Source organism: Acidimicrobiia bacterium (assembly GCA_040880805.1).
Taxonomy (GTDB): domain Bacteria; phylum Actinomycetota; class Acidimicrobiia; order IMCC26256; family DASPTH01; genus DASPTH01.
On sequence record JBBDHW010000053.1, the window covers coordinates 1 to 20,140 of the forward strand.

Below are 20,140 nucleotides of genomic sequence, written 5' to 3' on the forward strand. Positions count from 1 at the left end.
GGACTGGGAGTGCTACTGCGGCAAGTACAAGCGTGTCCGGTTCAAGGGCATCATCTGCGAACGCTGTGGTGTCGAGGTGACACGACAGAAGGTGCGCCGCGAGCGCATGGGGCACATCGAGCTGGCCGCACCCGTCACGCACATCTGGTACTTCAAGGGTGTCCCGAGCCGCCTCGGCTACCTCCTCGACATCGCGCCGAAGAGCCTCGAGAAGGTCATCTACTTCGCCGCGCACATCATCACGTGGGTCGACGAAGAGCGCCGCCACAAGGACCTCGCGCAGCTCGAAGGCGACATCAAGGCCGAGATCGCCGACGTGGAGAAGAAGCGCGAGCTCGCGCTCCGCACGCGTGACGAGGAGTACGAGGCCGAGCTCGCGGAGATGGAAGACCGCGACGCCAAGAAGAACGAGCTCGAGCGGGCCGAGAAGGCGCGCAACAAGGACTTCGAAGACATCCGCGCCCGTCACGACGCCGAGCTCGAGTTCCAGAAGACGGTGTGGGACACGTTCCGTGGTCTCTCGCCGAAGCAGCTCGTCGACGACGAGCGCGTGTGGCGTGAGCTCCGGGACCGTTACGAGGAGTATTTCGCCGGCGGCATGGGCGCCGAGGCGATCAAGGACCTCATCTCCCGCATCGACATGGAGTTCGAGGAGCTCAACCTCAAGGAGATCATCGCGACCGGCAAGGGCCAGCGGAAGGCCAAGGGCATCAAGCGGCTCAAGGTGATCTCGGCGTTCAACCGCGTCGACGACGACGGCCGCAAGATCAACTCGCCGATGGGCATGGTGCTCGACGCGGTACCGGTGATCCCGCCGGACCTGCGCCCGATGGTGCAGCTCGACGGTGGCCGCTTCGCGACGTCCGACCTCAACGACCTGTACCGCCGCGTCATCAACCGCAACAACCGGCTGAAGCGGCTCCTCGACCTCGGCGCGCCCGAGATCATCATCAACAACGAGAAGCGCATGCTCCAGGAGGCCGTCGACGCGCTGTTCGACAACGGCCGCCGGGGCCGCCCGGTCACGGGTCCCGGCAACCGCGCGCTCAAGTCGCTCTCCGACATGTTGAAGGGCAAGCAGGGCCGGTTCCGCCAGAACCTGCTCGGCAAGCGTGTCGACTACTCGGGCCGTTCGGTCATCGTCGTCGGCCCGCAGCTCAAGCTTCAGCAGTGCGGTCTGCCCAAGCAGATGGCGCTCGAGCTGTTCAAGCCGTTCGTGATGAAGCGGCTCGTCGACCTCGAGTACGCGCAGAACATCAAGTCCGCGAAGCGGATGGTGGAGCGCGCGCGCCCGCAGGTGTGGGACGTGCTCGAAGAGGTCATCAAAGAGCACCCGGTCTTCCTGAACCGCGCCCCAACCCTCCACCGCCTCGGCATCCAGGCGTTCGAGCCGGTGCTGGTCGAGGGCAAGGCCATCCAGATCCACCCGCTCGTCTGCACCGCGTTCAACGCCGACTTCGACGGTGACCAGATGGCGGTGCACCTGCCACTGTCGGCCGAAGCGCAGGCCGAGGCGCGCATCCTGATGCTCTCGGCGCACAACATCCTGTCGCCGGCGCACGGGCGGCCCATCACCGTGCCCACCCAGGACATGATCATCGGCGCCTACTACCTCACCGAGGTCGTCGAGGGTGCTCCCGGCGAGGGGCGCGCCTTCGCGTCGCTCGACGAGGCGATCCTCGCCCACGACGAGCGGCTCGTTCCCGTCGGCAACGGATCCTCCGAGATTCCCGCCCCGGTCGACTCCGACACCGGCTTCGACGGTGTGTCGCTGCACGCCAAGATCAAGGTGAGGATGCCCGCCGGTCGCTTCCCCGAGGACCAGTTCCCCCTGCGCGACGAGGACAACCCGAACTCGATCGTCCTGCGCCGCAACCCCAACAACGGCGACCCGCGAGAGTCGGTGCTGGTCGAGACCACGCTCGGGCGCCTGATGTTCAACGAGGCGTTCCCGCCCGACTTCCCCTTCCACGACGACCCGGTGAGGAAGCGCGACCTCACCGAGCTGGCCAGCAAGCTCGTCGAGCGCTACCCGCGGGCGATCGTTGCCGAGAGCCTCGACAAGCTGAAGGACCTCGGCTTCGAGTACGCCACGCGTTCGGCGCTCACGATCTCGATCTCCGACGTGAAGACGCCGGCAATGAAGGCGTCGTTGCTCGAACAGTTCGAGGGCGAGGCCGACAAGGTCGAGCAGCAGTTCGAGCGCGGCATCATCACCGACGAGGAGCGTCGCCAGAAGGAGATCGAGGTCTGGACCGAGGCCACGTTCAAGGTCCGCGACGCGGTCCAGCAGGAGATGCACGCCGGGACGTTCAACCCGATCGACATGATGGTGGGCTCGGGTGCTCGTGGTGACCTGCTCCAGGTGCAGCAGATCGCCGGTATGCGCGGCTTGGTGGCGAACCCGCGGGGTGAGATCATCCCGCGGCCGATCAAGTCGAGCTTCCGTGAAGGCCTGTCGGTGCTCGAGTACTTCATCTCCACGCACGGCGCGCGCAAGGGTCTCGCCGACACCGCGCTCCGTACCGCCGACTCCGGCTACCTCACTCGTCGTCTCGTCGACGTTGCACAGGAGCTGATCGTCCGCGAGGACGACTGCGAGAGCCCGCGCGGCATCTGGGTCGAGTCGGTCACCGACGAGCCCGAGAACCTGCGCGTGCTCGAGACCAAGCTGCTTGGTCGGTGCCTCGTCGACGACATCTCGCTCGCCGACGGCACCACGCTGCCGCGGAACACCGAGGTCAAGGAAGTCGAGCTCCGCGCGATGGCATCCGACCCGGGTGTCACGCGTGTGCGGGTGCGCTCCGTCCTCACGTGCGAGTCGCTCAAGGGTGTGTGTGCGCTCTGCTACGGCACCATGCTCGCGACCAACAAGCTCGTCGACCAGGGCGAGGCGGTCGGCATCATCGCCGCCCAGTCCATCGGCGAGCCGGGCACGCAGCTCACCATGCGCACGTTCCACACCGGCGGCATCGCCGGTGAGGACATCACGCACGGGCTTCCTCGTGTCGTCGAGCTGTTCGAAGCCCGCACGCCGAAGGGCGCTGCGGTGATGGCCGGCATCTCGGGCGTCGTCCGGATCAGTGAGAACGAGAAGGGCGAGCGCGTGCTCACGGCCTTCGGGGACGACGGCGCGGAAGACGCGCACGTGGTCACCCGCCGCACCCACCTGTATCCGGGGATCGCCGAGGGCGTCGAAGTTGTGGCCGGCCAGCAGCTCACGGGCGACTCGAAGACGCCCATCGACCCGAAGAAGATCCTCGAGGTCAGGGGCATCCGCGAGACTCAGCAGTACCTCAGCGACGAGGTGCAGAAGGTGTACCGCGAGCAGGGCGTGTCGATCCACGACAAGCACATCGAGGTCATCGTGCGGCAGATGCTCCGGCGCGTCGGGGTCTCGGAACCGGGCGACTCCCACTATCTCCCGGGCCAGAAGGCCGACGCTCGCGAGTTCGCCGACATCAACCGGCGCCTCGTGGCCGACGGCAAGCAGCCCGCCGAGGGTCGGCCGGAGCTCATGGGGATCACCAAGGCGTCGCTCGCCACCGACTCGTGGCTCTCGGCGGCGTCGTTCCAGGAGACCACCCGCGTGCTCACCGAAGCCGCGATCGAGGGCCGAGTCGACCGCCTGGTCGGGTTGAAGGAGAACGTGATCATCGGCAAGTTGATCCCGGCCGGCACGGGGATGAACCGCTACCGCGACATCGCCACGCACGCGCCCGACTACGAGCCGTTGCCGTTCTACTCGTCCGACACGGATGCCGACGGCGATCTCGACCTCGCAGCGTGGCTCGCCGACACGAGCGCGACCACGCTCGACGAAGACGCGGCCGCGTTCGCGGCCGTGGCGGTCGAGTCGAACGGCTCCGCCGACGGCGCGTCCGATGCTTCAGGCGACCTCGGGGACGCCGCCGCGACCTGATCCACGCTCAGCACGCGACGGCCGGTGACGGTCGCGTTGTCGAATGACAATGCGCAGTTGGCTGGCATGCCGTCGTCGGGGCCGAGTCGTACCTCCGAGGGGCGTCGCCGATGATCCGGTGCCGCGCGCGCTCGGCCAGACGGGCGGCGTCCTCGGCGAGCGCGGCGTCGACCGATGGATACTCACCGGCGTCGACGAGACGCTGCACCACTTCTTCTGACCGGGCTCGGACGGCTTCCATGGTGGAGGCGAGGACGGCGACCGGTTTCCCGTAATCGGTGACCACGAACGACTCGCCTTCGGCGACCCGGCGCAGGTAGGCGCTCGCCTGCTGACGGAGCTGGCGGACGCCGACCTCTTCGAGAGCCATGGTGCTACCGCGTAGCACGTGTGTGAGCGCCAGTCGCCTCGCGCGGCCCGAACCGAGGGATTGTTTGTTCGACACTTCCGCACATATGTACGGGAATGTTTGACAATCGCCCTCCACTCTGGCCTTCGTCTTCGGGTCGTGGGCGGCGCGCTACCACGGCGAGGAAGGTCCACCTCCCCGAGACATCGATCTGCTGGTCGTCGGCACCCCTGATCTCTCAGCGTTGACCGCGGTCTGCCGGCAGCTGTCACGCGAGCTGGAAGCAACCGTCCAGGTTGTGGTCCGGAGTGCAGACGAGTGGCAGAGAGCCGATGACGACGTCTTTCTCAGCGAAGTGAAGGCCCGGCCTCTCGTCCGGATTCTCTGAGGCTCTGGGAGTGGTCACCAAGCGCACGCAGGCGCTCATCGCGGAACGGCGGCTCGAGCGCGTGCCGATCGACACGAGGCGAGCGAACGCCCTGCTGATCGAGGCAGCGCGTCACGTCGACAGCGCGGGGGTGGTCGCCGAGCGTGATCGAGAGGGTGCCTACAGCCTCGCGTACGACGCGGTCCGAAAGTCGATCGTGGCGCACATGACCGTTCACGGAATTCGGCCGACCAGCGCCGGGTGCGCACGCGGCGGTGGTCGAGTACGCGGAGGAGGAACTTGCCGGTGACATCAGGTCCGGTGATGATTCGGCTACTGACCTGACCAACGGCTCGCGTGCACGAGGAACTCCACCGCCCCACGCGCGCCGCGTACGGGCGACCCCATCTCGGCGAGCACCCGCCATCCGGCGTCCTCGACGCCGCGCCGTGCAGCGGAAACGGCGGCCTCGAGCTGCTCGCGGTCGTCGGGCGCGTTGGCGAGCCCGAGCTCGAACATCGGCTTGACCAGCGCGATCAGGTCGACATCCGGTGCGAGCTGCACCCGCTCGAGTTCGGGGACCGCCCGGCTCAAGGAGAGATACGAGAGGTCGAGCGTCACCAGCTCCACGGGGTCAGGCACGAGACCGGTCGTGAGCTCCCCCAGATTCGTGCGCTCGAGGTTCACGACGCGCGGATCCTGACGGAGCGTGCCGCGGAGCTGTCCGTAGCCCGCGTCGACCGCGTAGACCCGCGCCGCGCCGTGCGCGAGAAGAACCGTGGTGAAGCCGCCGGCCGCCGCGCCGGCATCGAGCGCGATCCTGCCCTCGACACGCACGTCGAACGTGCTGATTGCCGCCTCGAGCTTCGCGGCCCCGCGGAGCACCACCTCGGGCTCCACGGTGATCGGGGCTGACGCGGGAACCCGCGCCCGAGGGTTCAACAGGGGCTTGCCGCCGACCAGTACCCGCCCCGTCTCGATGGCGTCGTCGGCATCCAAGATCTCGGGATGCTGCGCCACGACTGCCTCCGCGAGGGGCACCATCCGCGGTTGTCTGCGCTTCGCCAACCCTGGTGACGCTACTTGCGCCAAGCGCGGCTCGACCCGCTATCCTGATGTGCCGGCCTGGCGCCGCCCCCCTGTCGCCGGTCCATTGGTCGCCGGTCCATCCGTTGTCCCTCGATCCGAATTCGCTTCTTCCACGCGCGAACAGCACTCAAGAGGACCCAGCTTGCCCACCATCCAGCAACTCGTCCGCAAGGGGCGCACCAGTAGCCGCGAGAAGTCGAAAACGCCCGCGCTCAAGGGATCGCCGCAACGCCGGGGCGTCTGCACGCGCGTGTTCACCCACACGCCGAAGAAGCCCAACTCCGCGCTGCGCAAGGTGGCGCGTGTCCGTCTCACCACTGGCGTCGAGATCACCGCCTACATCCCGGGCGTCGGCCACAACCTCCAGGAGCACTCGATCGTGCTCGTGCGCGGCGGTCGGGTCCGCGACCTTCCGGGGGTTCGCTACAAGATCGTGCGCGGCGCGCTCGACGCGAGTGGTGTTGCCGGCCGCCGACAGGCCCGCAGCCAGTACGGCGCGAAGAAGGACGCCTGAGGTGAGCGTCCGCGAGCCGGGTATCCCGGCGAGTAGCGAACCGGGGCCCGAACGGCCCGGCGGCGTAGCCGCCGAGAGTGGGAGATAGGGATGCCTCGCAAGGGACCCGCTCCGCGTCGCGACCTCATGCCCGACCCGGTTCACCGATCGGTCGTCGTCACGCAGTTCGTCAACAAGATCCTGCAGCGCGGCAAGCGCTCGATTGCCGAGAAGATCGTCTACGACGCGCTCGCCGACGTCGAGAAGAAGACCGGCAGCGACCCCGTCGCGACACTGAAGCGCGCGGTCGAGAACGTTCGCCCCGCACTCGAGGTGCGCAGCCGTCGTGTCGGTGGCGCCACCTACCAGGTGCCAGTCGAGGTGCGCCCGCGGCGCGCGACGACACTCGCGGTGCGCTGGATCGTGGGCTACGCGCGGCAGCGGCGCGAGAAGACGATGGCGGAGCGGCTCGGCAACGAGCTGATGGACGCCAGCAACGGAATCGGGGCGTCGATCAAGCGCAAAGACGACCTGCAGAAGATGGCCGAGTCGAACAAGGCGTTCGCGCACTACCGGTGGTGATGCCTTTGACTTGGTTCCTCGTGTCCTCGCTGGCTTCGTAGCTCGCACTCTGGGCGGCTCCGGACGCCGGCATGCCGGCCGCTCGGACCGGCGCCCTTGACCGGGCTGAGCCCCTGCCGGTTTCCGCCTTGGCGGCGAAAACCGGGCTCAACGAGTGAGGGTCTCTGCCCGCCGGGCGCAATCGGCCGAGCGTCGACACGCCGGGTCCTGCGCCTTCAGTGCGTGCTGTTGAGGCGAGTAATGGAACGGTCGAGAGTGGGTAGGCGTTCATACTTGGTAGATCGAAAATCGCACCGCATCTTTGGGAATGGGAAAGAAAAAGAGAAATGGCAGTTGAAGCAACGCACGTGAAGACGAAGGGGGGCCCGGTGTTCCGGGAGGTTCCCCTCGCGCGGGTGCGCAACATCGGGATCATGGCGCATATCGACGCCGGCAAAACCACCACGACTGAGCGGATCCTCTACTACACGGGCAAGACCTACAAGATCGGTGAGGTTCACGAGGGCGCCGCGGTGATGGACTGGATGCCGCAAGAGCAGGAGCGGGGCATCACCATCACGTCCGCTGCCACCACGTGTCGGTGGCGCGACACCTGGATCAACATCATCGACACGCCCGGCCACGTCGACTTCACCGTCGAGGTGGAGCGGTCGCTGCGTGTCCTCGACGGCGCGGTCGCGGTGTTCGACGCGGTCGCGGGTGTCGAGCCCCAGACCGAGACGGTGTGGCGTCAGGCCAACAAGTACAACGTGCCGCGCATGTGCTTCATCAACAAGATGGACCGCGTCGGTGCCGACTTCTTCCGCTGCGTCGAGATGATCAAGGACCGCCTCGACGCGACCGTGGCGCTCACGCAGCTCCCGATCGGCGTCGAGAGCGGCTTCCGCGGTGTGATCGACCTGCTCGGGATGCGGGCACTCGTGTGGGAAGACGGCATGGGCGAGAGCTACGACGAGATCGAGATCCCGGCCGAGCTCCAGGCCGATGCCGAGCACTGGCGTCACGAGCTCGTCGACGTCGTGAGCCAGTTCGACGAGACCGTGCTCGAGAAGTACGTCGGCGACGAGGTGATCACCGCCGAGGACCTCCGTCAGGCGGTGCGCGCTGCCACCGTCGCCGGTGACGTCGTACCCGTGCTGTGTGGTACCGCGTTCAAGAACAAGGGCGTCCAGCCACTCCTCGACGCCGTCGTCGACTATTTGCCCAGCCCGGTCGACGTGACCTCGATCACCGGAATCCAACCCGGCAAGGACGAACACGAGGTCGTGCGGGAGGCGTCCGACGACGAGCCGTTCGCCGCGCTCGCGTTCAAGATCATGAGTGATCCGTACGTCGGGAAGCTCACCTACTTCCGCGTGTACTCCGGCAAGCTCTCCGCCGGTAGCCAGGTGCTCAACGCCACCAAGGATCGCAAGGAGCGCGTCGGGCGCATCCTCCAGATGCACGCCAACCACCGCGAAGACAAGGAAGCCGTCTTCGCGGGCGACATCGTCGCCGTCGTCGGCCTCAAGAACACCACAACCGGTGACACGCTGTGCGACCCGAGCCACCCGATCGTGCTCGAGCGCATGGACTTCCCGGAGCCGGTGATCTCCGTCGCCATCGAGCCGAAGACCAAGGTCGACCAAGACAAGCTCGGCAAGGCGCTGGGCGCGCTGTCGGAGGAAGACCCCACCTTCCAGGTGCGCACCGACGAAGAGACCGGTCAGACGATCATCGCCGGGATGGGCGAGCTCCACCTCGACGTCATCGTCGACCGCATGGTGCGCGAGTTCTCCGTCGTCGCCAACGTCGGCAAGCCGCAGGTTGCGTACCGCGAGACGATCACGATCCCGGTCGAGAAGGTCGAGGAGCGGTACATCCGCCAGACCGGCGGCCGCGGCCAGTACGGCCACGTCGTGATCTCGCTCGAGCCGACGGGCCCCGGCGGCGGTTACGAGTTCGTCGACAAGATCACCGGTGGCGTCATCCCGCGCGAGTACATCCCGGCTGTCGACGCCGGGATGCAGGAGGCGCTCGAGGGCGGGGTGCTCGCGGGCTACCCACTCGTCGACATCCGGGCGATCCTCACCTATGGCTCGTACCACGACGTCGACTCGAGCGAGATGGCGTTCAAGATCGCCGGATCGATGGCGCTGAAGAAGGCGGTCCGCCAGGCGCGCCCCGTGCTTCTCGAGCCGATCATGGCCGTCGAGGTCGTCACGCCGGAGGACTACATGGGTGACGTGATCGGCGACCTCTCCTCACGCCGCGGTCGTGTCGAAGGGATGGAGCAGCGCGGTACGTCCCATGTGGTGCGTTGTCAGGTGCCGCTGGCCGAGATGTTCGGCTACGCTACGGACCTTCGTTCGCGCACCCAGGGTCGCGCGACCTACACGATGCAATTCGACTCGTACCAGCAGGTGCCCGAGTCGATCGCCGAGGAGATCATCAAGAGAGTACGCGGCGAGTAACCGCGCACCGATCCGAGAGCCGGATCCGAGAGCCGGATCCGAGAGCCAGATCCGAGAGCAGGAGCAAGGGAAGAGTCATGGCCAAGGCGAAGTTCGAGCGGAACAAGCCGCACCTCAACATCGGCACGATCGGCCACATCGACCACGGCAAGACCACGCTCACGGCCGCGATCACGAAGGTGCTGTCGGAGTCCGACCCCGAGCACAACACGTTCTCCGCGTTCGACGACATCGACAAGGCGCCGGAGGAGAAGGCTCGCGGCATCACGATCGCCATCACGCACGTCGAGTACGAGACGCCGAACCGCCACTATGCGCACGTCGACTGTCCCGGCCATGCCGACTACATCAAGAACATGATCACCGGTGCCGCGCAGATGGACGGCGCGATCCTCGTGGTCGCCGCCACCGACGGCCCGATGCCCCAGACGCGTGAGCACGTGCTGCTCGCCCGCCAGGTGGGTGTGCCGTCGATCGTCGTCGCGCTCAACAAGGCCGACATGGTCGACGACGAGGAGATCCTCGAGCTCGTGGAGCTCGAGGTGCGCGAGCTGCTCAACCAGTACGAGTTCCCCGGTGACGACACGCCGATCGTGCGGGTGTCGGCGCTGAAGGCGCTCGAGGGCGATGCCGAGTGGGGCTCGAAGATCGTCGAGCTGATGGAAGCGGTCGACACCTACATTCCGGAGCCCCACCGCGCCATCGACCTGCCGTTCCTGATGCCGATCGAGGACGTCTTCTCGATCACCGGTCGCGGCACCGTCGTCACGGGCCGCGTCGAGCGCGGGATGGTGAAGACCGGCGAGGAGATCGAGATCGTCGGCCTCCGTCCCACCACGAAGACCGTCTGCACCGGTGTCGAGATGTTCCGCAAGATCCTCGACGAGGGTCGCGCGGGCGACAACATCGGCGCCCTCCTCCGTGGCACGAAGAAAGAAGAGGTCGAGCGCGGCCAGGTGCTGTCGAAGCCGGGCGCGATCACGCCGCACACCCAGTTCAACGCCCAGGTTTACGTGCTCACGAAGGAAGAAGGTGGGCGGCATACGCCGTTCTTCGCGAACTACCACCCGCAGTTCTACTTCCGCACCACCGACGTCACCGGCAGCATCGCGCTGCAGGAGGGCGTCGAGATGGTGATGCCCGGTGACAACACCGAGATGGTGGTGGAGCTCCAGAAGCCGATCGCCATGGACGAGGGACTGCGCTTCGCCATCCGCGAGGGTGGTCGCACCGTGGGCTCGGGCGTCGTCATCAGCGTCATCAAGTAGGTCAGAGCCAGAGCATTAGCGACGGATCCGAGAGACGAGAGCGATGGCAGATTCCAAGGGTCAGAAGATCCGGATCCGGCTGAAGGCCTACGACCACGAGATCGTCGACCAGTCGACGAAGAAGATCGTGGAGACGGTGGTTCGGACGCAGGCGAAGGTGCGCGGCCCAGTGCCGCTTCCCACCGAGATCCGGCGCTTCTGCGTCGTGCGCTCTCCCCACGTCGACAAGGACTCCCGCGAGCATTTCGAGATGCGGATCCACAAGCGCCTGCTCGACATCGTGGAGCCCACGAGCAAGACGGTCGAATCGCTCCAGCGGCTCGATCTGCCCGCCGGCGTCAGCATCGAGATCAAGATCCAAGCGAGTTAGCGCACCATCAGTCGATCGAGCCTTTCGGAACGACCCAACGCGCGTCCTGGCCGGTGACTTCGGCGATGAGGTCGAAGTCGCGGTCGTAGTGGATCACCGGCAGACCGGCAATCTCCGCGACCGCGGCGATCACGAGGTCAGCGATCTTCACTGCGGTGTGATGGCTTCGTGACACGAGCAGTCCCTGCACTTCCTCGGCGCGCATCCACGTTTCGGCAGTGATCGGAATTTCGGGCAGCTCCCGCAGGTTGTCGAGCGCGATCCGCCAGCGTGCGCGGCTTTGCAAGCCTCGCATCACCTCGAGACGGACGATCGCGCACGTGTGGATGAGACCACCGACAATCGCCGGCGCGACTTGAGTGTCGACTTCGGGGCGTTGGACGCGAGTGAGCACGCTGGTATCGGCGACGACTCGCTCGCTCAGCGCCATCCCGAAGCTCGGAACTCATCGGGGTCGTCGCCGAAGTCGAATACCTCGGGGTCGCGGAGATCCTCGAGCAGCGCGATCCGCCGTCGCAGCGCGATCAGCTCGTCGAGTGCGCGGTCGACCGTGGCCTTGATCGTGGGCGTTCCGGCCAGCTCGCGTGCCTTGGCGAGCTTGTCGTCGTCGATGTCGACGAGGTGCTTCGTCATGTGGCGGAGTATATCCATCGACCGCCTTGTAGGATATACCGATGACCGGTTGGTGCGGCAGACGCCATGCCGGTAGTCTTTCCAGGCTCGCTGATCGGCTCTCCACCAGGCTGATCGGCATCTGACCGGACCAGTTCACCAACTGAAGTCCGTGCAGGCTGCGCTCATGCTCCGGGATTCTGGTTCGCGCAGGACCGCACGGCACAACCGATGACGCTCCGCCGGGACTTGCCGGGCGGAGCGTTCGCGTGAGCGGAAGAGCACGAGAGACAGAGATGGCTGCGAAAGGCATTCTCGGGCGCAAGCTCGGCATGACCCAGATCTGGGACGACCAGAACCGCGTCGTCCCGGTGACGGTGATCGAGGCCGGGCCCTGCAGCGTCGTCCAGCTGAAGACGCCCGAGCGCGACGGCTACGCCGCGGTCCAGCTCGCCTTCGGGGCCACGAAGCAGCAGCGGCTCTCGAAGCCCGAGCTCGGGCACCTGAAGAAAGCCGACGCTCCTGCGTTGCGCCATCTCGCCGAGCTCCGCGTCGACGACCTCTCCGGTTTCGAGGTCGGGCAGGTTCTCGGCGCCGACGTCTTCGAGTCCGGTGAGCGTGTCGACGTCACCGGCATCAGCAAGGGCAAAGGTTTCACCGGCGCGATGCAACGGCACAACTTCAAGGGCCAGGGCGCGAGCCACGGCAATCACAAGAAGCACCGGTCGCCCGGTTCGATCGGCGCGTGCGCAACGCCCGCGCGTGTCTTCAAAGGCATGAAGATGGCCGGGCAGCACGGCAACACGCGCATCACCACGCTGAACCTCGAGGTGGTGGAGGGCGACGCCGAGCGCGGACTGCTGCTCGTCAAGGGCGCGGTCCCCGGACCCACCGGTGGGCTCGTGTTCGTCCGCAACGCGGTGAAGGCGCCCGCGAAGCAGGGCCAGGCGGCCAGTAAATCGGGGAGCGCGGCATGAAGTTCGACGTGAAATTCGCGGCGGGAGGCGGAGCCGGCTCGGTGGACGCCCCCGACGACCTGTTCGGCATCACGCCCAACGTCGCGGTGATGCACCAGGTGGTCACCGCGCAGCTGGCCGCGGCCCGCGCCGGCACGCAGAGCACCAGGACGCGCGCCGAAGTGGCGGGCGGCGGAGCGAAGCCGTGGCGCCAGAAGGGCACCGGTCGTGCGCGGCAGGGCTCGATCCGCTCGCCGCAGTGGAGAGGTGGCGGCGTCGCCCACGGGCCCAAGCCGCGCAGCTACCGGCAGCGCACCCCCAAGAAGATGATCCGGCTCGCCCTCTGTTCGGCGCTGTCCGACCGCGCGGCCGAGGGCAAGGTGCTCGTCGTCGACGACTGGGGAATGAGCGAGCCCCGCACGAAGGACGCGCTCGCAGTGCTCGGCGCGCTCGGTCTCCGGACCAAGGGCGAGCGCGACGATCGCGTGTTGATCGTGCTCGACAACTCAGAGGTTGTGGTGTGGAAGTCGTTCCGCAATCTCGGCGACCGCGTGAGGCTCGTGCTGCCGCGCGAGCTCAACGCCTACGACGTCCTCGTCAGCGACTGGCTGGTCTTCAGTCGCGATTCCTTAGTGACTTCCATCGCGCACTTCGGTCAAGCAGACATCGAGCGGATGGACGAGGAGCAGGCGTGACCGCCAAGAACCCGCGCGACATCCTCATCCGTCCGGTGGTTTCGGAGAAGTCCTACGCCGCGTTCGACGCGAACGTCTACACGTTCGTCGTCGCGCCCGATGCCAACAAGATCGAGATCAAGAACGCAGTCGAGTCGATCTTCGGAGTGCGCGTCACGAACGTGAACACGCTCAATCGCAAGGGCAAGCGCAAGCGGAACCGGCGCACCGGTACCTATGGTCAGCGCGCGTCCAGCAAACGTGCCGTCGTGTGGCTCGCCGCAGGCGATCGCATCGAGATCTTCGGGAGCTGAACACGATGCCAGTTCGCAAACGCAAGCCCACGAGCCCCGGTCGGCGCTTCCAGACCGTCTCCGACTTTGCGGAGATCACGCGCGACCGTCCGGAGAAGTCGCTTACGAAGCCGAAGCCGCGAACGGGTGGTCGGAACTCGTACGGCCGGATGACGTCGCGTCACCGCGGCGGTGGCCACAAGCGCAAGTACCGCGTCATCGACTTCCGTCGCGACAAAGACGGTGTGCCCGCGAAGGTGGCGTCGATCGAGTACGACCCGAACCGCAACGCACGCATCGCGCTCCTCCACTACGTCGACGGCGAGAAGCGATACATCCTCGCCCCGAACGGCTTGGAAGTGGGCGACATGCTGCAGAGCGGCCAGGGCTCGGAGATCCGGCCCGGCAACGCCTTGCCGCTGCGCTACATCCCGGTGGGAACCACCGTGCACAACGTGGAGCTCAAGCCGGGCGCGGGCGGCAAGCTCGGGCGCGGCGCCGGCACCGCCATCCAACTCGTGGCGAAGGAAGGTCTCTTCGCCACCCTGCGGCTCCCGTCCACGGAGATGCGGAGGGTAGCGATCGACTGCCGCGGCACCGTGGGTTCTGTCGGCAACGCCGAAGCCGGTCTCGTGAAGATCGGGAAGGCGGGGCGCAATCGCTGGCGGGGCAAGCGCCCGCACGTGCGCGGCGTCGCGATGAACCCGGTCGACCATCCGCTCGGTGGGGGCGAGGGCAAGAGCTCCGGCGGCCGCCACCCGGTGTCGCCGTGGGGCAAGCCCGAGGGTCGCACCCGCAAGAAGGGCAAGAAATCCGATGAGCTCATTATCCGCCGCCGCCGTGGCCGCGGCGCCCGGAGGTAATCGATGCCGCGCAGCCTGAAGAAGGGGCCCTTCGTCGACGACCATCTCCAGAAGAAGGTCGACGCGATGAACGATTCCGGCGACCGCAAGGTGATCAAGACGTGGTCGCGCCGGTCCACGATCACGCCCGACATGGTCGGTCACACGATCGCGGTCCACGATGGCCGTAAGCACGTGCCCGTGTACCTCACGGAGGCGATGGTCGGGCACAAGCTCGGCGAGTTCGCACCAACGCGTACGTTCCGGTACCACGCCGGCCAAGAGCGATCGAGTCGGCGCTGATGCCCGAGACCATTGCCCGCCTGCGCTACCACCGCGCGTCGCCGTCGAAGATTCGGCAGGTGCTGCGTCTCATCGTCGGTGAGGACGCGAACGAAGCGCGCGAGATCCTGCGGTTTTGCGAGCGCGGACCTTCCGAGCCGGTGATGAAGCTGCTGGACTCGGCGATCGCGAACGCCGAGCACAACGACAACGTGCCCGAAGACGAACTCTTCGTCGTGCGAGCGTTCGCCGACGAGGGACCCACGCTCAAGCGCGGTCGTCCGCGAGCGCGTGGCCGCTACGGCCCGATCAAGAAGCGCACGAGCCACATCACGATCGTCGTGGCCCGTTACGACGACGACGAGCTCGAGCGACGCCGCCAGCGCGAGGCCGCGGTGCCAGCCCCCTCACGTGTCAGCCGCCGTCGACGGGTCGCCGAGAGCCGGCGCCGCCCCCCCCGAGCCGAAGCCGGGGATCACGATCACGACGACCACGACGACGAGCCGGAGGAAGCGTCGGTCGAGGAGGTCGACCAGACCGAAGACGAAACCTCCGAATCGGAGGGGGACAAGTGATGGGACAGCCAAGATAATGGGACAGCCAAGATAATGGGACAGAAGGTCAATCCGTACGGGTTCCGGCTCGGAATCACCACCGACTGGAAATCGCGATGGTTCGCCGAGGATGCCGAGTACCGCGACCAGCTCATCGAGGACTGGAAGATCCGCGACTACCTGCTGAGCCAGCTCGAGCGCGCCGCGGTGGGTCGGGTCGAGATCGAGCGGACGCGTGACCGTCTGCGCGTCGACGTATACACCGCGCGCCCCGGCATCGTGATCGGGCGGCGCGGCGCCGAGGCCGACCGTCTGCGTGCCGGGCTGCTGAAGATCACCGGCAACCCGAAGATCCACTTCAACATCCAGGAGATCGCCAAGCCCGAGCTCGACGCCACGCTGATCGCGCAAGGTGTCGCCGACCAGCTCACCGGGCGCGTCTCGTTCCGGCGCGCGATGAAGCGCGCGCTGCAGACTGCGATGAAGGCCGGTGCCCAGGGGATCCGCGTGCAGTGCAGCGGTCGCCTCGGTGGCGCCGAGATGTCGCGCCGAGAGTCGTACCGGGAGGGCCGCGTGCCGCTCCACACGCTCCGCGCCGACATCGACTACGGCGGGGCGGAGGCGAAGACGACGTTCGGCCGGATCGGCGTGAAGGTCTGGATCTACAAGGGCGAGATCCTGCCCTACAAATCTGCCGCCGAGGACAAGATCCGCAAGGAGGCCGCGATGGCGGTCGGCGACACGTCGGGCCAGGGTCCGACGCGCCGCGTGGTGAGTGCGGGCGGTGGGCGTCGCCGACCGGCCGCGGAAGCGAACCAGATCGACGGCGAGACCGACGACCTCACAGAACAGGCCAGCCCGCTCGTGAAGGAAGCCGACCCCGAACTCGAGCGACTCCTCGCTGAAGAAGAAGAGATCGAGCGCCGTACCCGCCAGCACCACGAGGCGCCGAAGTTCCACGGAGACGAAGACTGAGCGTCGCGAGGCGGGTATCCCGCCGAGCAGCGAAGGCGGCCGAGCGGCCCGGCGGCGAAGCCGCCAAGAGCGGAAGGAGGACTAGCCCATGTTGATGCCGCGGAAGGTCCGTCACCGCAAGACGCAGCGCGGGCGCATGTCCGGCGTTGCGAAGGGTGGTACGCGGGTCACCTTCGGCGACTACGGGATTCAGGCGCTCGAGCCGGGCTGGATCACGAACCGTCAGATCGAAGCAGCCCGTATCGCGATGACTCGATACATCCGCCGTGGCGGGAAGGTGTGGATCAACATCTTCCCCGACAAGCCCGTCACCCAGAAGCCCGCCGAGACGCGCATGGGGTCGGGGAAGGGCAACCCCGAGCATTGGGTCGCGGTGGTGAAGCCGGGCCGCGTGATGTTCGAGCTGTCGGGCGTGCCCGAGCCCACTGCGCGCGAGGCCATGCGCCTCGCCATGCACAAGCTGCCGATCAAGTCGCGCTTCGTCGTGCGTCAGGACGAGACATGACGTCCCCCAAAGAGCTGCGCGAGCTGAACGACACCGAGTTGGAGTACCGGCTGGGAGAGACGAAGGAAGAGTTGTTCAACCTGCGTTTCCAGAACGCCACCGGCCAGCTCGACAACATCGCGCGCCTTCCCCAGGTACGCCGAGAGATTGCCCGCATCGAGACGCTGCTGCGCGAGCGCGAGATCGCCGCTGCCGAGCAGCACGCCAGTCGAGCAGGTCAGTAGAGGAGTTGGCGGTGGCCGAGGAAGCGCCGAAACGAACGTCACAACGCAAGGTCCGTGAGGGCATCGTTGTGTCGACGAAGATGGACAAGACGGTGGTCGTCGCGGTCATCGATCGCGTGCGCCACCGGCGCTACGGCAAGACGATGCAGCGCACGAGCCACCTGTACGCGCACGACGAGGCGAACGACGCGCACGAGGGCGACCGCGTCCGCCTTGCGGAGACACGCCCGATGTCGCGGTTGAAGCGCTGGCGCGTCGTGGAAGTACTGGAGAGAGCACGATGAGTCTGCGCGACGCGGCAACCGAAGCGAGCGAACGGCCGCGAGCCGCGAATCCCGGCTCGCAGAGAGCGAGCGAGTAGTCAGGTGATTCAGCAGGAAAGTCGCCTTCGGGTGGCTGATAACTCGGGTGCGCGCGAAGTCCTCTGCATCAAGGTGCTCGGGGGCACGCGGCGTCGTTACGCGAGCATCGGTGACATCTTCGTCGCCACGGTCAAGGAAGCCGTTCCCGGCGCGGCCGTGAAGAAGGGTGATGTCGTGAAGTGCGTCGTGGTGCGCACCAAGAAGGAGAAGCGCCGTCCCGACGGGAGCTACATCCGGTTCGACGAGAACGCGGCCGTGCTCATCAACGAGCAGATGCAGCCGCGGGGCACGCGCATCTTCGGTCCGGTCGGCCGTGAGCTGCGTGACCGCAGGTTTATGCGCATCGTGTCGTTGGCACCGGAGGTGCTCTGATGAAGATGCGGCTGAAGAAGGGCGACCGGGTCCAGGTGATCCAGGGCAAGGACATCGGCAAGACCGGTGAGGTTGCGCACGTGTATCCCGAGCGCAACATGGTGGTCGTCGAGAGTGCCGAGCTGATCAACGTCGCGAAGAAGCACCAGAAGCCCACTCGGGCCACGATGCAGGGCGGGATCCAGGACAAGGCGATGCCGATCCACGTGTCGAACCTGATGATCGTCTGCGGTAAGGACGGCCCGGTGAAGGTGGGCTACCGCACGGGGGCCAACGGCAAGAAGGTTCGGGTGTGCCGCAAGTGTGGAGCGGAGCTGTGACGCAGGCAGAGGCGCGTCCGCGCCCGCGACTCAAGGAGCGCTACCTCACGGAGTTGCGGCCCGCGCTCCAGCAGGAGCTGGCGCTCGGCAACGTGATGCAGGTGCCGCGCCTCGAGAAGATCGTGCTCAACTGCGGCGTCGGGCGGGCCACGCAGACGCAGTCGTTGCTCGACGGCGCGGTCACCGATCTCGGTGTGATCACCGGGCAGAAGCCGCAGGTCACGCGCGCGCGCAAGTCGATTGCCGGCTTCAAGCTCCGCGAAGGCAACGCCATCGGCGCGAAGGTCACGTTGCGCGGCGATCGCATGTGGGAGTTCTACGACCGCCTCGTCAGCGTCGCGATCCCCCGGATCCGCGACTTCCGCGGCATGAATCCGATCGCCTTCGACGGTCGGGGGAACTACACGTTCGGGGTCACCGAGCAGCTGATCTTCCCCGAGATCGACTACGACAAGATCGACTCTGTCCGCGGGATGGACATCACGATCGTCACGACCGCCGCCACCGACGACGAAGGCCGGGCTCTGTTGGGAGCCCTCGGCTTCCCCTTCCGCCGCGAGGAGTCTCAGACATGAGCCACGAAGAGGACAAGACGTGACAACGACGCGGCGACCGGAGCGAGCGGGAGCGAGCAGAGGAAGCTCGCCAGCGAGCGAACGACCGCGAGCCGGGTACCCCGGCTCGCAGAGAGCGAGCGAATAACGATGGCAAAAAAGGCACTCGTGCAGAAGCAGCAGCGGAAGCCGAAGTTCAAGGTGCGCGCGTATACGCGCTGCCGCCGATGCGGGCGCGCGCGCTCCGTGTACCAGCGCTTCGGGCTCTGCCGCGTCTGCTTGCGCGAGATGGTGCATGCCGGCGAGGTGCCCGGCGTGACGAAGGCGTCGTGGTGATGCAGCGATGATGACCGACCCCATCGCCGACATGCTCACGCGCATCCGGAACGCCAACACCGCGTTCCACGACGACGTCGTGATGCCGTCCTCGAAGCTCAAGGAAGCGCTCGCGCGGATCCTCGAGCGCGAGGGGTACATCACCGGCTTCGGAGTGGAGAAGGACACGACGCGGCCGGGCCGGCAACTCAAGATTCTGATGAAGTACACGCCGGATCGGAAGCGCACCATCTCGGGCCTGCGGCGCATCTCGAAGCCGGGGCTGCGTGTCTACTCGAAGGCCGAGACCGTGCCGCGCGTTCTCGGCGGCATGGGCATCTCGATCCTGTCGACCAATCAGGGACTCATGACCGACCGCGAGGCGCGGGAGCGCCGCGTGGGCGGCGAGATCCTTTGTCAGGTGTGGTGACGAGATGTCGCGTGTCGGCAAGATGCCCATTCCGGTTCCGAGCGGCGTCGAGGTCACGATCGACGGCGGTCACGTCACGGTGAAGGGGCCGAAGGGAACGCTCGAGCACGACGCGCCCGAGACGATCACGATCTCGCGCGAAGGCGACGAGCTGATCGTGGCGCGCCCCGACGACGAGCGCGAGAACCGTGCGCTTCACGGGCTCACGCGTTCGTTGGTCGCGAACATGGTCATTGGTGTGTCGGAAGGTTTTGTGCGCGAGCTCGAGATCGTGGGTGTGGGCTACCGGGCAGCGGCGGCAGGACCGCAGCGGCTCGAGATCCAGGTCGGCTACTCGCATCCGGTGCACGTGGACGCGCCGGCAGGAATCGAGTTCGAGGTGCCCGCGCCCACCCGCATCACGGTGCGCGGCTTCGACAAGCAGCTCGTGGGTCAGGTTGCCGCCGACATCCGCAAGATCCGCAAGCCCGAGCCCTACAAGGGCAAGGGCATCCGCTACGCCAACGAGCACGTGCTGCGTAAAGCCGGCAAGTCGGCGAAGTAGCCAAACGCCTGAGTTCTTGGGACGAGGAAGATCACGATGCACAACCGACAGGTCGCACGAGAACGCCGGCACCGGCGTGTACGCAAGAAGGTAAGCGGCACGCCCGAGCGTCCGAGGCTCGCGGTGTTCCGTTCGAACAAGCATGTGTACGCGCAAGTCATCGACGACGTGCACGGTCGCACGCTCGCGGCCGCGTCCACGAAGGAGAAGGGGTTCACCGGCGCGACCTCCACGGTCGAAGCGGCGAAGCAGGTCGGAAAGCTCGTGGGGGAACGCGCGAAGGCTGCCGGCATCGACACCGTCGTGCTCGATCGCGGCGGCTTCAAGTACCACGGTCGGGTTGCGGGTGTCGCCGACGCCGTGCGCGAAGCCGGACTCGAGGTCTAGAAGAGAAGAGAAGAGGAAGAGGCTGCAATGGCCGACGGTCAACTCG

The 20,140-nt window shown here is 66.8% G+C and carries 25 protein-coding genes and 2 pseudogenes; 23 read left to right on the forward strand and 4 right to left on the reverse strand.

Annotated elements, in window-relative coordinates; all coding sequences use genetic code 11:
• Window positions 1-3,706 (forward strand): annotated as a pseudogene (locus WD271_13615) (DNA-directed RNA polymerase subunit beta').
• 223 nt (window positions 3,707-3,929) lie between these two features.
• Here the strand turns inward: WD271_13615 and WD271_13620 are convergent.
• Together WD271_13620 and WD271_13625 are read right to left on the reverse strand one after the other, a co-directional pair.
• The gene (locus WD271_13620) at window positions 3,930-4,292 is read right to left on the reverse strand and encodes a type II toxin-antitoxin system prevent-host-death family antitoxin (protein MEX1008868.1); all 363 of its coding nucleotides are present in this window, start codon (window positions 4,290-4,292) and stop codon (window positions 3,930-3,932) included.
• A gap of 679 nt (window positions 4,293-4,971) precedes the next feature.
• Window positions 4,972-5,706 (reverse strand): SAM-dependent methyltransferase, encoded by a 735-nt coding sequence (locus WD271_13625; protein ID MEX1008869.1) that lies wholly within the window; start codon window positions 5,704-5,706, stop codon window positions 4,972-4,974.
• 163 nt (window positions 5,707-5,869) lie between these two features.
• On the opposite strand from WD271_13625, the gene rpsL reads away from it, so the two are divergent.
• The 5 genes from rpsL to rpsJ all read left to right on the forward strand — a co-directional run bounded on the left by rpsL (window position 5,870) and on the right by rpsJ (window position 10,893).
• On the forward strand, window positions 5,870-6,241 hold the full coding sequence (gene rpsL / locus WD271_13630; protein ID MEX1008870.1) for a 30S ribosomal protein S12: 372 nt from the start codon (window positions 5,870-5,872) through the stop codon (window positions 6,239-6,241).
• A 90-nt stretch (window positions 6,242-6,331) separates the two neighbouring features.
• Complete coding sequence (gene rpsG / locus WD271_13635) at window positions 6,332-6,802, forward strand: 30S ribosomal protein S7 (GenBank protein MEX1008871.1); 471 nt, start codon at window positions 6,332-6,334, stop codon at window positions 6,800-6,802.
• Between the two features lie 368 nt (window positions 6,803-7,170).
• Window positions 7,171-9,255, forward strand: a complete 2,085-nt coding sequence (fusA, locus tag WD271_13640) for an elongation factor G (protein MEX1008872.1) — start codon at window positions 7,171-7,173, stop codon at window positions 9,253-9,255.
• Window positions 9,256-9,332: 77 nt separating this feature from the next.
• On the forward strand, window positions 9,333-10,523 hold the full coding sequence (gene tuf / locus WD271_13645; protein MEX1008873.1) for an elongation factor Tu: 1,191 nt from the start codon (window positions 9,333-9,335) through the stop codon (window positions 10,521-10,523).
• 43 nt (window positions 10,524-10,566) lie between these two features.
• Window positions 10,567-10,893, forward strand: coding sequence for a 30S ribosomal protein S10 (gene rpsJ / locus WD271_13650; protein MEX1008874.1), 327 nt, complete (start codon window positions 10,567-10,569; stop codon window positions 10,891-10,893).
• A gap of 7 nt (window positions 10,894-10,900) precedes the next feature.
• Here rpsJ and WD271_13655 read toward each other — a convergent pair whose 3' ends face one another.
• Together WD271_13655 and WD271_13660 are read right to left on the reverse strand one after the other, a co-directional pair.
• Entirely contained in the window at window positions 10,901-11,323 is a 423-nt protein-coding gene (locus tag WD271_13655; GenBank protein MEX1008875.1) for a PIN domain nuclease, read from the reverse strand.
• Window positions 11,314-11,526, reverse strand: coding sequence for a type II toxin-antitoxin system VapB family antitoxin (locus tag WD271_13660; protein ID MEX1008876.1), 213 nt, complete (start codon window positions 11,524-11,526; stop codon window positions 11,314-11,316). The genes WD271_13655 and WD271_13660 overlap by 10 nt, the downstream gene beginning before the upstream one ends.
• 275 nt (window positions 11,527-11,801) lie before the next feature.
• Between WD271_13660 and rplC the strand changes: the two genes are divergently transcribed.
• The 17 genes and pseudogenes from rplC (at window position 11,802) to rplR (ending at window position 20,094) form a co-directional block, all read left to right on the forward strand.
• Complete coding sequence (gene rplC / locus WD271_13665) at window positions 11,802-12,482, forward strand: 50S ribosomal protein L3 (GenBank protein MEX1008877.1); 681 nt, start codon at window positions 11,802-11,804, stop codon at window positions 12,480-12,482.
• The gene (gene rplD, locus WD271_13670; GenBank protein MEX1008878.1) at window positions 12,479-13,156 is read left to right on the forward strand and encodes a 50S ribosomal protein L4; all 678 of its coding nucleotides are present in this window, start codon (window positions 12,479-12,481) and stop codon (window positions 13,154-13,156) included. The genes rplC and rplD overlap by 4 nt, the downstream gene beginning before the upstream one ends.
• The gene (rplW, locus tag WD271_13675; protein ID MEX1008879.1) at window positions 13,153-13,449 is read left to right on the forward strand and encodes a 50S ribosomal protein L23; all 297 of its coding nucleotides are present in this window, start codon (window positions 13,153-13,155) and stop codon (window positions 13,447-13,449) included. The genes rplD and rplW overlap by 4 nt, the downstream gene beginning before the upstream one ends.
• Window positions 13,450-13,454: 5 nt before the next feature.
• Complete coding sequence (rplB, locus tag WD271_13680) at window positions 13,455-14,291, forward strand: 50S ribosomal protein L2 (protein ID MEX1008880.1); 837 nt, start codon at window positions 13,455-13,457, stop codon at window positions 14,289-14,291.
• Window positions 14,292-14,294: 3 nt separating this feature from the next.
• Entirely contained in the window at window positions 14,295-14,573 is a 279-nt protein-coding gene (rpsS, locus tag WD271_13685; protein MEX1008881.1) for a 30S ribosomal protein S19, read from the forward strand.
• Entirely contained in the window at window positions 14,573-15,127 is a 555-nt protein-coding gene (gene rplV / locus WD271_13690; protein ID MEX1008882.1) for a 50S ribosomal protein L22, read from the forward strand. The genes rpsS and rplV overlap by 1 nt, the downstream gene beginning before the upstream one ends.
• A 33-nt stretch (window positions 15,128-15,160) precedes the next feature.
• Window positions 15,161-15,781, forward strand: a pseudogene (gene rpsC / locus WD271_13695) (30S ribosomal protein S3).
• A gap of 388 nt (window positions 15,782-16,169) precedes the next feature.
• Window positions 16,170-16,586 carry a 50S ribosomal protein L16 gene (gene rplP, locus WD271_13700; GenBank protein MEX1008883.1) on the forward strand — a complete coding sequence of 139 codons (417 nt, stop codon included), beginning with the start codon at window positions 16,170-16,172 and terminating at the stop codon, window positions 16,584-16,586.
• Entirely contained in the window at window positions 16,583-16,810 is a 228-nt protein-coding gene (gene rpmC / locus WD271_13705; GenBank protein MEX1008884.1) for a 50S ribosomal protein L29, read from the forward strand. Before rplP ends, rpmC begins: the two co-directional genes overlap by 4 nt.
• 11 nt (window positions 16,811-16,821) lie before the next feature.
• Window positions 16,822-17,094: a 30S ribosomal protein S17 gene (gene rpsQ, locus WD271_13710; protein MEX1008885.1), complete on the forward strand. Its 273-nt coding sequence runs from the start codon at window positions 16,822-16,824 to the stop codon at window positions 17,092-17,094.
• An 81-nt stretch (window positions 17,095-17,175) separates the two neighbouring features.
• Window positions 17,176-17,544, forward strand: a complete 369-nt coding sequence (rplN, locus tag WD271_13715; protein ID MEX1008886.1) for a 50S ribosomal protein L14 — start codon at window positions 17,176-17,178, stop codon at window positions 17,542-17,544.
• On the forward strand, window positions 17,544-17,864 hold the full coding sequence (rplX, locus tag WD271_13720) for a 50S ribosomal protein L24 (protein MEX1008887.1): 321 nt from the start codon (window positions 17,544-17,546) through the stop codon (window positions 17,862-17,864). Before rplN ends, rplX begins: the two co-directional genes overlap by 1 nt.
• A complete protein-coding gene (gene rplE, locus WD271_13725; protein ID MEX1008888.1) occupies window positions 17,861-18,439 on the forward strand; it encodes a 50S ribosomal protein L5 in 579 nt (192 codons plus the stop codon). The genes rplX and rplE overlap by 4 nt, the downstream gene beginning before the upstream one ends.
• A 129-nt stretch (window positions 18,440-18,568) precedes the next feature.
• Entirely contained in the window at window positions 18,569-18,754 is a 186-nt protein-coding gene (locus tag WD271_13730; protein ID MEX1008889.1) for a type Z 30S ribosomal protein S14, read from the forward strand.
• A gap of 7 nt (window positions 18,755-18,761) precedes the next feature.
• Window positions 18,762-19,163 (forward strand): 30S ribosomal protein S8, encoded by a 402-nt coding sequence (rpsH, locus tag WD271_13735; protein MEX1008890.1) that lies wholly within the window; start codon window positions 18,762-18,764, stop codon window positions 19,161-19,163.
• A 4-nt stretch (window positions 19,164-19,167) separates the two neighbouring features.
• Window positions 19,168-19,707: a 50S ribosomal protein L6 gene (gene rplF, locus WD271_13740; GenBank protein MEX1008891.1), complete on the forward strand. Its 540-nt coding sequence runs from the start codon at window positions 19,168-19,170 to the stop codon at window positions 19,705-19,707.
• Window positions 19,708-19,743: 36 nt separating this feature from the next.
• Complete coding sequence (gene rplR / locus WD271_13745) at window positions 19,744-20,094, forward strand: 50S ribosomal protein L18 (protein MEX1008892.1); 351 nt, start codon at window positions 19,744-19,746, stop codon at window positions 20,092-20,094.
• Window positions 20,095-20,140: the final 46 nt, after the last annotated feature.